Origin of the sequence: Sphingobacterium micropteri (genome assembly GCF_014692515.1) — a bacterium.
GTDB lineage: Bacteria > Bacteroidota > Bacteroidia > Sphingobacteriales > Sphingobacteriaceae > Sphingobacterium > Sphingobacterium micropteri.
Genome location: NZ_JACOIK010000009.1, coordinates 74,271 through 94,290, shown reverse-complemented (window position 1 = coordinate 94,290; position 20,020 = coordinate 74,271). Strand labels below are relative to the sequence as shown.

Genomic DNA, 20,020 nt, shown 5'->3' with positions numbered 1-20,020 from the left:
TATAAGCGAAAAGTCAAAAGACTATTTCTCGGAATTTTTCTTCGCCGTCACTTCGTTACGAAGTTCCTGAGCTAAGGTTTTGATTTCTTGTAAACCTTTACGTACACGTGTTCCTGCTGCAGAATTACCATTGTTGAAGAACTTGTCTGCATCAGCTTCGATTGATGCTACTAAGTCTTTTAATTTGTTGTAGTTTTCCATTTTTTTAAAAATAAATTTAGTTTTTATGAATATTATATTTTAAGCTGATTATAAATACAAGCTAAATATACAAAAACAACGTTTTAAAGTGCAATTTTTGTATTAAAATTGAAAAATAAATTTCGTTTGACGCTATTATTCGACAATTTTTAGCTCATCAATGATATTTTGCGCCCCTGCAAATTTATCGATGATAAATAATACATAACGGATGTCGACCGATATGGTACGCTGTAAAACAGGATCAAAAATCACGTCGCCCGCCATAGCTTCTATATTTCCATCAAAAGCCAATCCAATCAGTTCGCCGTTTCCATTTAATACCGGAGACCCCGAGTTACCACCAGTAATATCCTGATCGCTTAGGAAATTCACCGACATATGTCCGGCTCTATCGGCATAACGGCCGTAATCTTTCGCTTCATACAAATCCATTAGACGTTGCGGCAAATCAAATTCCTCGTCGCCAGGTTGATATTTCGCGATCGTACCTTTTAACGTTGTATAGTTGTTTGTTTTTGCATCATTACGTGGATCTTTGGGTAAAGCGCGGATGGTTCCATAGGTCAACCGTAAGGTAGAATTCGCATCTGGATAATACTTTCCTTTGGGATTGGCCTCCAACGTACCCGCAATGTATTTACGGTAAGCCGACTGGAACGTGTCATCCAAAGCTTCGGTTTCTGGTGTTCTTTCGCGATATTTATCCATCAAAGAAGTGGAAATCAAATAGAGTGGGTCGCGATCAATCGTTTCTATTGATGGATTGGACAAAAATGAATGCAATTTATCAACCGAAGAAAAAATACTTTGGTCGAAAGCTGTCTGAATGTCTGTTTTAAAATTACCGTTATTTTTCGAGGCAAGTTCTTGTATGTAAGGCGCAATATTACCCGCTTTTGCAGCATATAGGTTTAGCTCGTCCGATAGGACGTCAATTTCCAATGGGAGATAGACATCCTCAAATGTCTCCGCAATGCCGTTTTCCAGGCCTGGACGTCTATTTGCGCGATCTTTCTCGTCAGCAGCGGCATATTGTTTTAATGCATTTCCCAAGCTGTATGGCAGTGGGGCAAATGTCGAAGAACGAAGCATGCCGATAAGATAGTTGTCGTGTCTTGCCTTTTCATTCGTTGCAGCATAATAGGCGTTGATATCAGAAAGTACATCCGCGTATTTTGCTCGATTATTCTTTTTATTTGCCCATTTTTGAAATTTCTTTTCTTGCTTGCGCTTCGTTGCAGCCGTGCGGTGTTTCGTCAGCGCGTCGATCATTCCTTGACGGTTCTTCCAATAATTAGCAACACCGGAATAGGTAGATGCATAATTTAATTTTACCGCTTGGTCGTTGTCCATATGCTTCTTCATGGCGTCCATCCCTACTTTAGAGGCCTCTACCCATGCTGGGTACGCATAATCCACATTTTGATCAATGCCAGCAGCAGGCATCCAGCGGTTTGTACGTCCGGGATAACCTAAAATCATCGAGAAATCCCCCTCTTGAAAGCCTTTAATACTGATCGGTAAGAAGTGCTTAGGGGTTAACGGAACATTATCCTTCGAGTAAGGAGCCGGGTTACCATCTTTGTCTGCATATACGCGGAAAACGGAGAAGTCGCCGGTATGTCTAGGCCATTCCCAGTTGTCGGTATCACCGCCGAATTTTCCGATGCTATTGGGGGGAGTTCCTACTAAGCGTACATCGGTGTAATCTTGATAAACGAAATAGTAATATTCGTTTCCGTTGTAAAATGATTTTACCGAAACAATGTATTTGCCGTTTTCGCTATGCTCCTGTTCGATTTTAGCAATCTCTTGGTTTACGATTTGTTCCCGCTCTTTTTCGCTCATATTATCGTTTACCAAACTGATTATGCGCTCGGAGACATTGTCCATTCTTACAAAAAAACGAACAGATAATGATTTGGGCTTTAGCTCTTCTTCCAACGACTTTGCCCAGAATCCATTTGTTAAATAGTCGTTTTCGGGTGAGGAAAGCTCGGCAATGGCACCATAACCGCAGTGATGATTCGTGAACACCAATCCTTTCCCCGAAACAATCTCTGCCGTACACCCACCAGCAAACTGTACGATAGCATCTTTAAGAGAGGAATTATTAATGCTGTAAATTTCCTCGGCTGTCAATTTCAGCCCTTTTTTCTGCATGTCCGCTTCATTCAAGCGTTTTAAATGCATTAAAAACCACATCCCCTCATCGGCGAAAGTGGTCATACTCACTGTGGTAAGGAGTATAAAAATCCAAATTTTCTTCATATTCAACCAATTTTGATATGCAAATTTGATTTAATTCCGTATTAAATCAAAATAATAGTGCTTTTCCTTATCTTTGTTCAATGGCATCATTTGAAGATTTCGAGCTCAATAAACAATTGCAAAATGCGATTACAGAAGCGGGCTACACGGTCCCTACGGAAATTCAACAAAAAGCAATCACACCTATTCTTGCGGGGCAGGATGTGATGGGGATTGCACAAACAGGTACGGGAAAAACAGCCGCTTTCGTATTGCCGATGCTTATGAAATTGAAATATGCGCAGGGGAATGACCCCCGTGCTTTGATATTATCACCCACGCGCGAGCTGGCCATGCAAATAGAAGAACATATCCGTTTGTTTTCCACTTATCTCGATTTGCGTACCGTGTTGTTATATGGTGGTCTAGGGCCCAAGACGCAAAAGGAGCAATTAGCAAAAGGATGTGATATTATTGTGGCGACCCCGGGACGTTTTCTCGACCTGTATTTGGAGGGCGATATTAACACCAAATCGTTGAAATTCCTCGTGATGGACGAAGCCGATAAAATGATGGATATGGGCTTTATCGGTAAAATACATCGGATATTAGAAGTTGTACCCCGAAAACGACAGAATCTTCTTTTCTCTGCTACGATGAGTGAACTGGTACGTAAGATAGCAGGGGACTTTCTCGCCTTTCCGACGATCGTAGAAGTAACAGAACAGGCAACCCCTGCGCAGACGGTGACCCAGACACTTTATGAAGTACCCAATCTAAAGACTAAACTCAATCTCCTACAACATCTTTTAAAAGATGATGAATCGTTTCATCGGATTATTGTTTTCTGTAAAACAAAAACGGTTGCGGATAATGTTTTCCATTATCTGGAACGAAAATACGGAGCGGAGCAAGTGCGGGTTATTCATGCTAATAAGGGGCAGAACACGCGTATAAACTCGATCAATGCCTTTAAGGAAGGGAATATACGTATTTTGGTAGCTACAGATGTCGCTGCACGTGGTTTGGATGTTTCTAATGTGAGTCATGTGTTCAATTTTGATGTGCCTATTGTTATCGAAGATTACGTGCATCGGATTGGTCGAACAGGGCGGGCATTTAATAACGGTGATGCGATTACATTTTGTAACCCGGCGGAAAAATATTATGTCCATAAAATTGAGAAGCTTATCCGACAGAGAATACCCGTATATGCTATTCCCGAAGAGGTGTTTGTCGAAAAAACGGAGTTTAAGGAGGGACAAGATATTGCACGTGAAATAGACAATCAGAAAAGAAAAGAAGACCCGGATTTTAAAGGCGCTTTCCATGAGAAGAAACACGCACCGAAAGGTAATTTTGGCGCAAAAAAGCCATCAAGAGGAAAAGCATCAAGTTCTAAAGGGAAATCAACTAAATTCCGAAAAAAGTAACGATTAGTGAAGCTTACACCATTAAATATCACATTGGCCTGTGTGCTGGTCTGGGTTATTTCAGAAATGAATTTGGACAGCGAAATGACATTCTCATGGGGCTGGTTAATTACACTATGTGTAATTTTGTCGCTGGTAGATTTGGGATTTCGTATGATTTTTAAAGATTTGAAAAAATTGTGGTATGCCCAGATCGCGTTTGTAGTAGTCGTTGGGATATTGATGGTCGCTATTCGGGTGATGTAAATTTAATTTGAATACATGAAACAAGCAGAAATAAAACTAAACGTCACGTTAGACGAACAAAACATTCCGGAGCGTATCGATTGGTCGTCGACGGACGGGGAAACTTCCGAAGAAATGCCGTCAAAGGCGATGTTCTTAGCGCTATGGGACGCGCAATATAAGAATTCTATGCGTATCGACCTTTGGACAAAGGATATGCCTTACGATGAAATGAAACGGTTCTTTTATGAAACGCTTCAGACCTTAGGCGATTCTTTTCTACGGGCATCGGGTGGCGATCCTATGGCGGATAAGGTCATTGGTGATTTGCGGGATTACTGCGCACATTTTGCGGAAAAAATGGAAGTATTGGAGGAGGAAAAATGAACTATTTCTTGGTAAAATCTGAACCATTTAAATATAGCTGGGAGCAATTCAATAAAGACGGAGAAACGTTTTGGGATGGTGTGCGCAATTATCAAGCACGGAACAATCTCAAAGCAATGAAAAAGGGTGATCTGGTGTTGTTCTATCATAGTAACGAAGGCAAGGAAGTCGTGGGCATCGCTAAGGTTATTAAAGAATTCTATCAAGACCCCACGACGGACGATGAACGTTGGGTAGTAGTAGATTTAGCGCCTGTCGAGACATTCAAAACACCGGTAACGTTAGAAATGGTAAAAGCAGACCCACTCTTGCAAGATATTGCATTGGTACGTCAGGGGCGGCTGTCGGTGATGCCACTGAAAGCAGAAGAATTTGACCGTATCGTGGAATTGGGGAACGCGTAGAATTAAAACAGCAACCGTATGGTTGTTCCGTTACCAATCGTGGATTCCACTTCGATGACACAACCAATCGCCTTGGCAAGGTCTCGTATGAGGTGTAAACCCAACCCGGTTTTTATACCGACAACTTCTTTTTCATCGTACAAGGCGCGGAATTTTTTGCTGTCCGCACCAGGACCATTATCCGTCACGGAGAGTAGTACCCGTCCATTTTCCTGCCGGGCTTCCCATATTATAGTAGGGTTTTCTGTCGTTGTAAATACGTTTATGGCGTTGCTGGTCAGGTTTCTGACGATGGTCTTTAGATAATTCAGGTCGGTAAATACTTCCAGGTTATCCGGGTTATGATATCCAAAGTGGATATTTTGATACCCAGAAAAAACTTTTTTGTTATCCTCGAACAGTTGTTGTATTTGGATTTTTTTTGGTTCGGGTTTAAAGTTTTCCATTTGTCCTTTGCTCCATAGCAATAGATCTTCCATCGAAGAGAGCAGGTTCTCTGCTCCCGATATGGTCTTGCCTTGCAAACGTTCTTTTGTTTCTTTGTCCAGCAGTTCAGGGTTTTCGTTTTGTAAGTGTAAGAAGTGGATGAGATTGGCCACCGGACTACGGAGGTCGTGGTTCAATATACTGAAAAATCGGGTTTTGATGCGGTTGGCTTGTTTGAGTTCGGTATTCAATACACGGAGTTTTTCGTTGTGTTTCTTGCGGGATCGATTCTGATAGAACAACAGCCCCCCTATTCCCGCGATTAGGGCAAGCCCGGCAAGTGAAACATTGCGAAAACCTTTTTCTCTTTCAATATTTACCAGTGCCTCGGCGTCCTTTTTCTGTTGGTCGGCTAACATTTCGGCTTCTTTGCGCTTGCTTTCTGCCTGGGCTATAACGTGCTCGTTCTCGATTTGTTGCCGTTTTATTTCCTCTTCGATCATCAGCTGGCGCCGTTCTTCTTCGTTCTTTGCTGCTGCCTGTTTCCGTTCGTATTCGTGGTGTAGTGCCACTAATTGCATTTCCTTTTGGAGAGCTAATTGCTCCTGTTCGGCTGCAAAGCGCAACGAGTCTTGTTGCTTATCCGCTTCATACTGGACTTCTAGACGGGTAAGTTCTTTGGTGTTTTCCTCGTTGAATAGGCTGTCTTTATATTTGGTATAAAGTTTATAATTTTCAAAAGCCATTTTATGATTGCCTATCAATGAATATGCTTCAGACAGCGATTCATAGTTTTCCCTGATATTTTTGAGATCTTCGGCTCTTTTTGCCGTTTCCAGCGATTTTTCTAAATTAGGTATTGCCTCCTGCGGTTGATTTAGCTTATTATAGAGCCTACCCAATTTGAACTGTGTCAATCCTATCCGTAATGGATCCCCGCTGTTTTCGGTTAGGGTCAAGACCTCATTATAATTACGGAGCGCTTTGTCGTATTCTCCCCGGTGCTCATAGATCAACCCCATGTTGTCAACCACCAATATTTTTAGTGAGACAAGATTAAGACTGTCGGCAATATCAAAGGCTTTTCGGTAATAATCCAAGGATTTAGGGTATTCCTTTAAATCACTGTAAACCGGGGCCAGATTAGCATACACAGGAGCTAAATCCCGCGGGCTTCCGGTGATCTGGAAATAATCGATGGCTTTCAGAAAATTTTCTTCAGCTTTGCTGTACTCCTGTGTGAAATAATAAATGTTACCAATGTTTAAGTAGGCGTGTGCCAATAAATAGGAATCTCTTTGTTTTTCAAAAATGTTTTTGGCAAACAGAAAATTGCGCAATGCGTCCGGGTATTTTCCACGACGACCTTGGGTCATGCCGATATTTAATGCCAGCTTTGCGGCTTGTATATGATCGCCCATTTCTTCCCGGATCTTCAACGCGTTATTAAAGTGCTCTACAGCCTTGTCAAAATCCCCGCGCAAGGCGTAAACAATGGCTATGTTGTTGTGGGATGCCGCCATTCCCTCTTTATAACCTGCTCTTTCAGCGATTACCCCAGCTTCTTGGGCATGTTGATAGGCTAAATCAAGATTTGACATCGTCCTGTAAGCTACAAAAAGCTCATTGCGTAGACGAACTTTTGCCGTATCGACGTTTACTTTTTCCAGTTCCAAAAGAAGCGAATCAATCCGCTCCTGTCCCTGCTTTTGTGCGTAAAGACAACTGAAAGAGAGAAAAAATAATACAGTAATCAACAATGATTTGATATTATCCTTAAAACTCCGACCTATCGGGATATTGATGTCGTTGGCCAACAATACCTCTTTGGCAGAAACCGATTTAATAAGGTCCTTTCTGACGGCAAAGCTTCGATGGATGCGCACAAAATGATTGAAATGCAGTTCTTTTAATAGATTGCCTATACTAGACAATACGCAATGTTTCTTGTCTTCGGTTACCAGAAGGGTGTAATCTTTCAGTCCCTCCAGATACAACACATCGTGCAGAGCAACTTTGGTCTCTCGGTGTCCTTCGCGTATAAAGACATGATCGGTTCCAAGCATATTTTCGTATAGGTGTGCTTTCTGTTGGATACTTAAAAAGGTTTGTAACCGCACTATACTTTCATCAAATCGCTGTAATGAGATAGGTTTTATTATAAAATCCAAGGTGTCTACCGAAAAGCTGTCCACGGCATATTCAGGATGTGAGGTAACGAAAATACAAACTGGAACCTCCTGGATTATCCTGCGAAACGAAATTCCGTCCATTCCATTCATATCAATATCTAGAAAAACAACATCTATTTGGTTGAAATCAACATTAGACAAAGCTTCTTCCGCATTTTCGAATACGCCTACAAGGCATAATTGCCCATATCGCTTTACAAAGGAAACGATCATCAGACGATCTATCTCATCATCATCTACAACTATACAATTGAAGGGCTTCATAACAATTATTCCGTATAAAGATAAGGTTTACAGGTGGATAAATATAGTGTTTATAATTAAAAAGATGTCGTTCGTCTATTAAAAATGTCGTTTATCTATAGACTATAGTATCGGGATACGGTGAAATTTAATTTAGTAGAAAGATAATGGATATAGATAATATTCGGATAATCAAAAACATCAATTATGAAAACGTTTAACATAAACATCAGCAAATTACTATTCGTCGGGATGGCCTGTATGCTATTTATAGTTACTTCTTGCAAAAAAGGCGATATCGGGCCAGAGGGCCCGGGAGGATCACAGGGTGAACAAGGTATTAAAGGAGCGGATGGTTCCTCTATTCTTAGTGGTACTAACGTGCCGGCTGCCTCTCTAGGAAAATTGGGCGATTATTATTTTCGCACGAGCACCGGTGATTTATATGGCCCTAAGGTTGCTGCCGGATGGGGAACGCCTACAAAAATAAAAGGAGCGGATGGAAAAAATGGAACCAATGGTAAAAACGGCTCTCAATTTTTATCAGGTATAGCCATTCCAGCTGCAAATTTGGGATCTGTTGGAGATTTCTATTTTAATACATCCCAAATGATACTTTATGGTCCAAAATCGGCCGCCGGGTGGGGAATCGGAACAAATCTGAAGGCAGAAGCGAGAGTGATGTATTCAGGATGGCAATATGCTGTCCGTTTTAAAGACAGTATTATGGATAATACAACGATGCACATCGCACACATCTATTCGCCACACATTACTCCTTCGGTGGAATCAAGCGCTGTTGTTTTGGTTTATTTGGATTATGGAGGAGGCGTGTTCCCTCTGCCTTACACCAGTAGGCCATTAGGAAGAATAAGCACGATATCGTATAAGCTTAAAGCGCGTGAAATAGTAATTACGCGTTTGGCTTATGACGGAGGAGCTATAATACCGCTCTCGAGTTTGATTAGATACCGATTTATGATTATTCCGTCCAACTTTTATGTTGGTATGACCAGAAGAGGTGTTGACTTTAAAGATCCCCTGGCTGTTGATCAAGCTATAAAGGAATTTCAGAAATAACAATATAATCCTATAATATAATGAAAAGACATAGTAGAATATTTATCACAGGACTTATAATCCTATGCATCGGATTTACGGTCTCTTGCACCAAAGAGGGCGATGTAGGCCCTCGTGGTGAAGACGGTGTGCATGGTGTAGACGGCGAGGACGGCACACGTATCTACACCGGTAGTGCAGCACCTACCGCTGACATCGGAGACATCGGCGATTTTTATTTCCGTACCAGCAACAGCGATTTCTACGGACCTAAATCCGATGCCGGATGGGGAACAGCTACGAACCTGCGTGGAGCTACCGGTGCACCGGGACCACAGGGACCACAAGGTCCAGCCGGAGCAGCCGGTTCCAAGATTCTGAGCGGCACAGCTGTTCCTACGACAGGAACAGGCGCTGTCGGCGACTTTTACTTCCGCACCACAACCGGTGATTTCTACGGACCCAAGACGGCCACAAGCTGGGGAACACCTATTAATCTCAAAGGCGTAAAAGGCGAGGATGGTTCTAGAATATACAGTGGAACAACGGTTCCGGCAACTTCATTAGGCGTTGTTGGCGATTTTTATTTCCGCACGACCACGTCCGATTTTTACGGTCCAAAAACAGCTTCAAGCTGGGGTACACCCACCAATCTAAATGGGGCCACTGGTCCACAAGGTCCCGCCGGTACGCCCGGATCGAAGATATGGAGTGGAGCTTCCACACCTACCACAAGCATCGGCGCTGTCGGAGACTATTATATCCATACCGGCACGGCCAATCTCTACGGCCCCAAGACTGCATCCGGATGGGGTAGTCCGGTCATGAACCTCCGAGGTCCGCAAGGTCCGGAGGGACCTCCTGGCAAGGATGGTGAACCTGGTACAGCTAATGTAATATACAGTAATTGGTATGTGATTGATACCTATATACAGCAAGGTTATGGGATTGCTGCACCACAACTTACCCAAGCCATTATGGATCGTGGACAGATTTTGGTCTACAGGAGATATAATAACGGTAAAGTTGACTACGTGGAACAACTTGGCGGAGAGGTAAGTGGTGCATCCGTTTGGTATTTTGTTCAACCGGGAAATATCTTTATTTATTATCACGGTACGTTAGTTATTGATGGGTATCATGCCGTCCGTTATGTCCTGATTCCGGGAAGTGTTTTGGCCAGTAAAAACGTAGATCTCCGTGATTTTAATCAAGTGAAGACGATGTTCCATATTCCTGATTAAAAAAATGAATGACCTAGTTAACCAATTTGTTATGAAGAGATTAGTTCATATAGGAATATTTTTTGTTTGGTTAGCGGTAAGTCCCGGGCTCCTCGTAGCCCAGGACTTTACCCACATTGCGCAGCAAAAACCTATTGCTTTTAGCGGGAATGTCAGCTTAAGGGGATTGTACTATAATGCTAGTGGGATTCCCAACCGGATGGATCCGTACAATTATGTGCTGAGTGGATCGCCTACACTGTCGATATATGGCTGGACGATCCCGACGAGCTTCACTTTCAGCAAGCAGGAGCGCAATTTCCAGCAACCTTTTAACCAATATGGACTAAGCCCCACCTATAAGTGGGTGACCCTGCACGCGGGGTATCGCAACGTAACCTTTTCGCCCTATACCTTGGCCGGACATACCATTCTGGGGGGTGGATTCGAGATCAATCCAGGGAAATTACGTATCGGTATGATGTATGGTCGGCTCAATCGCGCTACCGTGATCGATACGACTTCTATGTCTTTAGTCCCCTATTCCTTCAGCCGAAAAGGCTTAGCCGCAAAAATAGGTTATGGATCCGCAGCCAACTACATCGACCTCAGCTTTCTGCACGCCCGGGACGATAGCACGAGCATGCCGGGAGATTTGGCTGTCTTTGAAAACCAGATCAAACCTGCAGCCAACTCTGTAGTGGCTTATACGACAAAATTCACGTTGTTTAAGCGGTTTTTTGTGGAAAGCGATGGGGCGATTAGTCTACTGACCCGCGACCTCAATTCGACATTGACACTGGATTCCATTCCCGACAAGACCTTACGCAATCTCGCTGGACTGCTCGATATCAATGGTAGTTCCGAATGGTTTCTGGCATTCCATGCGGGAGTCGGCTATCAAGGTAAAAACTACGCCATCAAGACCAATTACCGGCGCATCGAACCGGGATTCACTTCCATGGGTGCTTATTTTTTCAATAATGATATCGAAAACCTGACCATCAACCCCTCGTATAATCACCCGAGTGGAAAGTTTCGGGCTAATGTGAGCTTCGGTCTGGAACAAGATAATGTCCGCCTACAGAAAGAAGCCACTTCCCGTAGGGTGATAGCATCTGGATTACTATCGAGCGAACTAACGCCACAGCTGGGACTAGATATCAATTTCAATAATTTCTCTAACAACCAACGTCCGAATACGCTGCGCTTTGCCGATTCGCTCAAAATTGTACAGACAACCCGGACGATCGGCATCATGCCACGCTATACCATACAGCAGACAGACAAGATACAGATCTTGCTGCTCTCGGCTAATATCAGCAGCATGAACGATTACAACAGCTACTTTGACAACAACCCGGATGTTCCGAGTAGGGACATTACAACCAGTCAATACCTGCTCAACTATACTATTTCATTCCCGCAAAAGAGACTCTCGCTCAGCTCTTCACTCAGCTACACGAATCTCAACAGTGAAGCGATGACCAACAGCTATCGAGGAATTACCCTTGGCACAAATTACGCCTTTGCAAACAACAAGTTGACCACGGGGATAAATAGCAGCATCATGCAGGGGAAAAGCCAAGGAAACAAAAGCTTGATCTTCAACGGGTCAGCCAATATCGGATACACGATCAATAAATGGCAATCACTGCGTGCGATGATGTATTTCACCAAGAACAATCCCGGAAGCGCCATCACCGGAGGAAGTCCCTCTTTTTCGGAAACCCGCGGAGAACTAGCTTACCAATTCAATTTTGGACTATGAAAGCACACAGCATATACAAGATATTCGTGATGCTCGCCCCTATGTTATTGTGGGCTGAAGCATTGTTGGCACAAGTACAGATTACGACGCACGTACTCCCGCCATATCAGAGCAGGATTGCAGATTACGTGTCTCGTCCCGAGCTCATGTTAGTGACGTTGACCAACACAACCACACAACAGCTGCATATACAACTGACGGCGAAGATCACCGGTGACAACGGTATCTCGGCTTGGGTCAAACCGGGTTACCGTAGCCCCAATCCGATCGTACTGGGCCCTAATCAAACGGCGAGCTTGAACGGAAGCGATATCGCCTTTCTTTTTGATGTCAACACCATCGAATATACCGGTATCAGCCGATCAGATATGACGCGTGGACTGGGGCTATTGGAGGGTAATTACACGCTTTGTATCCGGGCGTTGGATTACCAGACCATGCAGCCCGTGAGCCCCAATGAACCGATTGGCTGTACTATGTTCAGGATCTCCGATCTGGAACCGCCGCGCATTCTGATGCCGATGCATCAGCAGACGGTCAGCACGAGGGGAGTGCAAGCCATGCCTATTACCTGGGCTACTCCTCCGGGCTCTTCGCCTCACATCCAATACAAGGTGAAAATTGTGGAAATGGTTGTGCCGAGAGATCCCAACGATGCTATCCAGTCCACGCCACCGATTTACGAAGAAACGGTCAATGGCAATAGCCTGCTATACGGACCGGCACATCCACCGCTGATTCGTGGTCGCCAATATGCTATGACTGTGCAGGCTGTTGATCCCAGTGGTATGTCATTTTTCCGGAACAAGGGGATGAGTGAGGCTATTGCCTTTACCTATGGCGATCCCATCAAAGCACCGGTTATTATGAATCCGAGCCACAACAGTGAATTTACCGGTGCCCAACAGCTCCGGTTCGATTGGAATGCAGATTTTGAAACCCCACCTAACACCCGGTACACTGTCCGACTGTTCGAAATGGCAGATTCCGCGGGGCAAGCTATATCGGCGCAGCCGTTGATAACTTCCACGGTCGCCAATGCGCAACAGCTTACGTACGATCCGGTAACGATGCCTGCACTGACAAAAGGGAGGCGCTATCGTGTGCAAGTTACCGCTACGTCACCCGATGGGTCGGCTATGTTTGTCGATGAAGGGCAAAGTCGTCCGGTTGATTTTAGATATGGTGCTGAATTGGCACATCTGGATACCGCCGGCAAGCAAGAGACGACCATCCGCGGAAGGTTGGTGTATCGATTCAAAGGAGACCCATTAGGTGCAACCTATCCGATAGCCAACCAAGAAGTATACCTATCCAAAGTCTACGGGATTGCCCATACCGATGAATACGGTATCAGCAGCATTGCCGATCCTTCGATGGTGGTGACCCAGGCATTGCAAAGAGAGGATATGATGAACGGCGAATCTGTTATGACGGATGCAGATGGTAATTTTGAGCTCAAAATTTATATGTCGTCTCTTGACAGCGCAGGGGTTATCCCCACGGAGAAATGGGAAGAAAATGTCAACCTCGGAAGGAATCAAGTCATGCACGGCCTGATGATGAGGCAAAACCAAGAGATTGGAAAGCTGAAAGGACAATTAGGGGTTTACTATAAAGTAAAGGTCAATAATCCTCACTTTCTCCAAAGTCAGGAATACCTGCAGATTCAACCCGGAGCGGTCAGGGATTTGGATGATGTCATGATCGATGCCAATAGCTACTCGCTGTCCATTAATGTGCGGGAAGTATTCAATGGTCTTGAAGGAGATTATGTGTCCGGTGCCAAAATACGTCTTTATCGTGAACGCCGGTTCAAAGAAGACAAAACCTACGGTATACCGCTTTATGAGGGTGATAATACCAATGAATCGACCCTGCTATCGGCACTGTCTGACGACAAGGTACTGATTGCGGAGCGCACCACACCGGAGCTGACCAACAAAAAATCTGCTGAAGAGACAAGGATCGTTTTTAATAATCTATTTAAGAACCTTCCCGCCGATGCTTATCAATACAAAATAGAATTGGTCGATGGTAGTATCGTGGCCCGGGAAATGGACTTTTCGACAGTCGTCAATGCGGTAAGCAAAATCGGTGATACCAATACGACTGGTACTGGTGCAAAGACGGGTACAAACAACCTCAGCACGCTATCAGGTATTCAAAAAGCACCCGAAGTCTCCTTCGATATGAATAAGCTGATCCAGGGAGCGGTAGAAAGCGGTAACAAAAGCCCAAAAGCTGTACAGACGCTCAACACGGGAGGATTGAACAGCATCCCGACCAAATCCGCCCTAGGATCGCTGTACGGGCGCCCAGAGACTCCCAGCAATTATACCACCAGCAAGTGGACGAACTATGGGTATCGTGATCAGCCCGAAATAGCTTACCTGACCTTGAAAAAGGAACTACACACGCCACCGCGAACTAAGGTAACCGGAAAGCTTAACTACGCCTTTAAGAATATGAAAGGCGTACCCGATCAGCCTTATGCGAATATGAAAGTCAAGCTGATGGTCTTCTATGAATACCAGAAACAAAATACGTCTAATACAAACAATAACATGACGACGCATGTTGCGGCCGGTGCAACCAATTTCTATACATTATCCGCTATGGTCAACCTTAATGGAACACCTGCCAAACTCGCAACGGGCAACACGGTATTTATTAATGGTAAGGACGTAGCAGATAATGGTAAAGTGCTGCAAACGGTTACGACCGATGCGCAGGGTAATTTTGAATTTGATTTCCCAAACAGTGATCTAAACGGAACGTATGAAAGTGGCGTGCTCACAAATGACATGAGCGGAGATTTGTATGGCGCTAGTGATGTCACATTCCGACGGGTTTACCGCATCGTTCCGGATGAGCCGTATTACTGCGCGCTCGATGAGAATGTGATCTTACAGCCGTGGGAAAGCAAAGACATGGGTACGCTTGTATCTTTTGTCCGGACGTACAACCTAAGGGTCAATGTGTCTAAGGTGGATAAAGCCGTCAATCCGACAAGCGCAACGGCGTTTCCTCATGTGCCCGTTGCCCTCTATCGGGATATAGATGCCAAAGCAAAGGCCGCGTTACCAACCATTCCTGGCCTAGATCTCAATCAAAGTGGCGTCAGTCCCCATTCGGGATTGCCGAATAGCGGTGTTACCTTTGTGCAAGGCGTGACCACGTCCGACCCTGCTCCTTGGACAAACGCGGGTCAATTCGCAAGTCTGTCAGTCCCTTGCATCAAAGGACCAAACCTATCGGGTGATCGTGAGCTGAACAAGCCGATAGGCACCAAGAGCCAAGCCTCGACCGGAAAGAACAATATCGCTGCAATCACAGCCGTGTACACTCCTAATGTCAATGCGACATTTACAGGTATGGCGATCCATAATGGAATGGTAGAAAATATAACCAACAATGCGCTGTCCGCGCTGTATAGTTATACGAAAGTCAGGGACATGGTATACAGTACCGAGACATCCAACAATAGCTATGTTCTTTTTGAAAATGTGGTGACGCTCCCCGCCAATAAACCTGGTTATAAGGATAGCTATGTTTTCCATGCCGACAACAAGGGAAGGACAGACATCGTGGCATTCGAAGGACTGATTCACAAGGTGGATCACCGTTCTCATCCCATGAATATGGCATTAGAGAACGAAAAGAAAGCTATTCTCCCCCCGTTTGGCTATCAGATAAGTGATCAGGAAATTGTATTTAACCATGAATTTGACCCGAATGAAACACTTAACTTTTCCTTAAGGCTTGTACCTAAGCCAACTATTATCCGGGGAAGGGTGATTGACAATAGTACTACCTTGGGTATAAAAGGCGTGCAGGTAAAGGCACAAGTCATGGTCAACGGCAAGACCTATCAAAATCAACGAGAAAATTTTCTGCTCGAAGATTGGGCAACTACGGACGAACATGGGTATTATAGCTTTGAATCATTGGCAAAGAGATTGGAGTCTTTTAACCCCGAAGTGATTAATACAGGACGTGTTTGTTATGGATGTGAAAATAATGTCTCCATCTTGTCAGCCCCAGGATACGAAAAGCAAACGGCAAAACTACCTGTCATTGCCCATGGTCTAACAGGGCAACAGATACCGATCGATTTTTCATTGAAACCAATGGGCATGGATGCCTACGGCTACGTGATGGACGCGGAAACCAATAAGGGGGTCACGGCGAGAGTAAAGATGAAAGTCAATGGCAAATGGGTGGATACTTTTGCCGAACAGGGTGGTAGTACGCATACAGGAATCGTCTTTACGGGCCATGCCGCCACATTTGCAGCTCAGAATTTTGAAAATACCATTGTGGATACCAAAGCGAATCCCGACAAGGCTATAACTATCGGGAAATACGGTAGCCTACAGACTACAACCGCCACGCAGGGACAAAGTAAAACAGGTACTTCTACGGTGTTTAAGGTTGATATGAACGCAGGCAACAAGTACGTGATACAAAGTGCGTTCAACTCGCCAAGTTACCAAAACGGAAATCTCCAAATCATCAATGCGGCTACCAACCAGCCGGTAAACCAACATATGTTCAGTACAACAGGTACTCCAAACCTAAGCACTGCGTTAAATGAGACCGTTATGGTCGGCAACCAACTCATAGCCATCGGTCGGCAAAAATTTATTATAGACCTGCCCACCCGTCCGGATTCTATCATCATCATGCCTTACGATCCCGCATATATGACACTCACGGCGGCAGTCAACCCTTCGGGACCGGGCGCATTTATCGGAGACTTCAAACTGCAAAAACGGAAGCATAAAATTAAGGTGCGCGTCAAAACCAGCGACGGACGAACGGTGCCAAATGCCAGTGTATATATCGAGGGAGCAGGGGAAGAATACGTCAACACCAATGGCAGTGGAGAGGCCCGATTCGAATTTGTCAACAATTCGAAGAGCAACTTCAATATCTATGTCAAAAACCGTGGTGTAGAAATAACGGCAAACGGGATGTATATGATGGTGTTCAATGCCATTCCGTTTATACCGACCAGCAAAAACAATGTACACAGCGAGGATGATTTGCAAGAAACGGTCGTCGACATTACGGTCATGCCGGCCATCAAAATCACCGGCAGCGTACGCTTTGCCGGCAGTGATACGCCTGTCGAAGGTGCGTTGGTGTATCTCGATCTCGGGCAGGGCTCCAATTCCGAAAGCCAGGCCTATACCAATGTCAATGGTAGATATGAACTGTTGGTACCCAAATATACCTATTGGGATGGCGGTACAGGTACCATGGATTTAGCTTACGCCAACGTAAAGGTCAGCTATCACGAGGATGCAAAAACCTATGTGGGGGCTGAACGGCAAGTGCATGCGATTGCGGATAATAATGCCATAGACAATATAGATTTTGATATCACCGAGTTGTCGGACATCGATATCAGCAAGCTGTACGGTTTTGATTTCCGATTGGAAAAATATGAGCAGAACGGCGAGGAATACACGGTCTCGGGCGAAGTCATCCAGGTAACCGAAAACGACAATTTTGCCCTACGGGCATTGGCTGACAGACGATTGGCACTCAAAGTGTCCAATCTAAAAGTTCGCAAATCAAGTCTGCACAATGCGGACAATATACCGATTGCTGTACCTGTAACCGAACAGATTACATTTGTCAACCAAAAGACACAGATTCGCGCCTTTGAACACTACAATGCCGAATTGATTGGCGAATCATCCGGTATCGTGCTTAGCCGGTTATCGTCTGATAGTTCCGGTACCATACAGGGAAAGGTTCGTCTGGTAGACAATTCGTTCAACTTCCCGACAAGCTACATGACCATCGAAAAGACGGACTTCTACTTGGGGAACTACGGCGATAGGGATCTGACCAAAAAAATGGTTTTGGACGTATTCCGTACAGGAAACGAAGCACTTTCCGGCAAGTATTCCATCAGCAGAGATCGGGGGGAAGCTATCTCGTTTAAGTACCTCGGTTTTGACGGTGTCAGTGATACCAAAGATGATCGGGAATCCTTTATGGATAAAGAAGGAGCACATCTCTTCCTCACGCTCAACCCGAAGATACAGGGTGGCCTCACGATCCGTATGGAAGCCGGCAAGGCACAGATTACCCACGATGGCATCCGACCGCTTACCGGAATGGGGGAAGTAACGATCAATCTGGACAAATGGAAAATTGTCAGCAAGTCCTGGAATCTGGCGCCAAATTCCGGAGGTATCGTCTTGAACAACAGTACGCTGTTCACCGGGCGTGCGGATATCGCACTACGGAAAATCTCCATTATCCCCGGTGAATTGATATTTCACGATGCCGATCCCAATGATCTCCGGGATAAATTATATCTGGGTGGTACGGCTAAAGTAAAATTGAACATGATGTCCGGTACCGAAGCGGTATTAATCTACGATCCGGATGTAGGTCGGGTTGCCGGTAAAGGACACTTTAAATTTACACTAACGAACAGAAGCGGCGAAGCGGCTTATGTTAGCGGACTGGAAGGCATGACCAGATCGAGTGACAAAATTATATTTGCGTATGTATCTATATTGAGTAATGATGAGGAACTGACGAGTTTCAAAAAGAATGCTGCGCCGATTACCTTGTACAATCAAGCATCGTTCAGTCCGGTTTCCTTTTTCAGCACGACCGACCGGGTGGTGTTTACAGGTAGCACCAACCTACACATACCCAAGGCGCCGGACAATATCAACACGACGTTAAGCTATTATGCCGGAGATGGAGGTAAAAACAGAATGGTGCTGTCACATCTGGATTTTTCCTTTATCGGCGATGGTGGAACGGAATTCCGAACAATCAGCAAGGGCAAAAACGACCAGCTGTTTAACGCGCAGGGATTGGGTATTGCCGGAGTCATCACCTTGCCAAAATCTGACCAGAAAATATACACCCATCTGGTCAGTATGGTGACGGATGAAGTGACAGGTCGAGTCGCTGCCGAAGTCAAAAAGCAAACAGAGATACTCCTAGGAAATTTTAAGAGCGAAGCCGAGAACTTTGCGGCCAACATGGTCGATGAGGTCTTGAACGATCCGGCAATCTCGGGTATGCGTGATGAGATTATCGGCTTTTTGGATCAAGGACAGAGCACCTATGGTCAGGCGATGGTGATGGCGGAATCAGGTTCGCAGCTGTTAACTGACTTGGCGGGACGTATGCGGCTTGCCGGTCAAGGTCTTGGCGTAGTCAATTCGCTGATTGACGGCAATCCAATCGGTAGTATGATGCAGCTCAACGGCTTGATCGAAGGCGTTACCGGAATCAATGTGAAAGATGCCGCAGAGCAGAAAGTAAAGCAAGTCGCGATGCAAACGGTGAAAGCCGTTATGGAGGAACTACCGGTTGACAACCTTGCCGATGGATTGGCAGGAGGCAACGGTGGATTCTCGGGAAGTAAGTTCGACTTTGACTTCAAGAGCGGTCGTGTTACGGGAAGTCTCAGTATGCCCTTATTGACAGCTGGTGTAGTTACATTAAACAACATACAGATTGAAATGTTGTTTGAACCCAAAGGCTGGTACTTCTTTGCCGGAGCAAAAGTAACAGCCCCGGTTCCGATCATATTCCCGGTGGATGTAGGGATCGGCATAGGTTACTATCCTGAGTTGACGCCACAGATCGAACAGCAGATGACCAGCAGATCGTATGTTAAGAAATTGCCGTCGACGTTCCATACGAACGGGTTAAGAGGCTTCTTAATCACCGGTAGACGGGATTTTCTCCCGGAGTTTAAAATTAAGTTTGGTGCAGGGGATTTTGCGGCCTTTGCATTGGGTATCCCTAATGTGGAAGTAGGCGCATCTGTAGGGCTTGATGCCCGTATCTACGGGAATTTTGCGGCCCGACACCAACAGATATCCGTAGGTGCCATGTTGTTTGCCCATGCTTATGCTAAAGTTACCAGCATCGGCTGTAGCATAAGTGGTGATGTCCGTGCCGAAGTGGGTGTAAAAGCGACGTTTACCAACAGTAGCGACAACGGTTTTTCACTCGATGCCAAGGGATGTTTCTCCGCAGCGGTAGCTGCGGAACTCGATTGTACACTTTTTTCGAAAGGCTTTGATATGGATGTCATGGGACTATTGACCTTGTGTGTCGGTGGTGGGTGTACCAAAGGAGTTGATTTCGAATTTACCAAAGGATCCGGAAGCTGTAGTAATAGTGATGCTTTTGATTATTAAATTTA

11 protein-coding genes are annotated in these 20,020 nt (G+C 45.0%); 8 read left to right on the top strand and 3 right to left on the bottom strand.

The features are described 5' to 3' along the window. Window positions 1-21 precede the first annotated feature (21 nt). Entirely contained in the window at window positions 22-201 is a 180-nt protein-coding gene (locus tag H8B06_RS13495; protein ID WP_130141517.1) for a histone H1, read from the bottom strand. A gap of 135 nt (window positions 202-336) precedes the next feature. Further along, window positions 337-2,475 (bottom strand): S46 family peptidase, encoded by a 2,139-nt coding sequence (locus H8B06_RS13490; RefSeq protein ID WP_190994801.1) that lies wholly within the window; start codon window positions 2,473-2,475, stop codon window positions 337-339. Between the two features lie 80 nt (window positions 2,476-2,555). Here H8B06_RS13490 and H8B06_RS13485 point away from each other — a divergent pair, with 80 nt between their 5' ends. The 4 genes from H8B06_RS13485 to H8B06_RS13470 are packed head-to-tail and all read left to right on the top strand — an operon-like array spanning window position 2,556 to window position 4,903. After that, window positions 2,556-3,887, top strand: coding sequence for a DEAD/DEAH box helicase (locus H8B06_RS13485; RefSeq protein WP_190994800.1), 1,332 nt, complete (start codon window positions 2,556-2,558; stop codon window positions 3,885-3,887). Window positions 3,888-3,893: 6 nt separating this feature from the next. Further along, window positions 3,894-4,133, top strand: a complete 240-nt coding sequence (locus tag H8B06_RS13480) for a hypothetical protein (protein ID WP_190994799.1) — start codon at window positions 3,894-3,896, stop codon at window positions 4,131-4,133. A 15-nt stretch (window positions 4,134-4,148) separates the two neighbouring features. After that, the gene (gldC, locus tag H8B06_RS13475; RefSeq protein WP_190994798.1) at window positions 4,149-4,499 is read left to right on the top strand and encodes a gliding motility protein GldC; all 351 of its coding nucleotides are present in this window, start codon (window positions 4,149-4,151) and stop codon (window positions 4,497-4,499) included. Then, window positions 4,496-4,903 carry an EVE domain-containing protein gene (locus H8B06_RS13470; RefSeq protein WP_190994797.1) on the top strand — a complete coding sequence of 136 codons (408 nt, stop codon included), beginning with the start codon at window positions 4,496-4,498 and terminating at the stop codon, window positions 4,901-4,903. Before gldC ends, H8B06_RS13470 begins: the two co-directional genes overlap by 4 nt. Before the next feature lie 2 nt (window positions 4,904-4,905). On the opposite strand, the gene H8B06_RS13465 is transcribed toward H8B06_RS13470, so the two are convergent. Next, a complete protein-coding gene (locus H8B06_RS13465) occupies window positions 4,906-7,785 on the bottom strand; it encodes a tetratricopeptide repeat protein (RefSeq protein ID WP_190994796.1) in 2,880 nt (959 codons plus the stop codon). Between the two features lie 186 nt (window positions 7,786-7,971). On the opposite strand from H8B06_RS13465, the gene H8B06_RS13460 reads away from it, so the two are divergent. Genes H8B06_RS13460 through H8B06_RS13445 form a run of 4 tightly spaced genes read left to right on the top strand, consistent with a single transcriptional unit; the run spans window position 7,972 to window position 20,015 of the window. Beyond that, entirely contained in the window at window positions 7,972-8,844 is an 873-nt protein-coding gene (locus H8B06_RS13460) for a hypothetical protein (protein WP_190994795.1), read from the top strand. A 20-nt stretch (window positions 8,845-8,864) separates the two neighbouring features. Beyond that, window positions 8,865-10,067, top strand: a complete 1,203-nt coding sequence (locus tag H8B06_RS13455) for a collagen-like domain-containing protein (protein WP_190994794.1) — start codon at window positions 8,865-8,867, stop codon at window positions 10,065-10,067. 31 nt (window positions 10,068-10,098) lie between these two features. Further along, complete coding sequence (locus tag H8B06_RS13450; RefSeq protein WP_190994793.1) at window positions 10,099-11,817, top strand: hypothetical protein; 1,719 nt, start codon at window positions 10,099-10,101, stop codon at window positions 11,815-11,817. Then, entirely contained in the window at window positions 11,814-20,015 is an 8,202-nt protein-coding gene (locus tag H8B06_RS13445; RefSeq protein WP_190994792.1) for a hypothetical protein, read from the top strand. Before H8B06_RS13450 ends, H8B06_RS13445 begins: the two co-directional genes overlap by 4 nt. Window positions 20,016-20,020 lie beyond the last annotated feature (5 nt).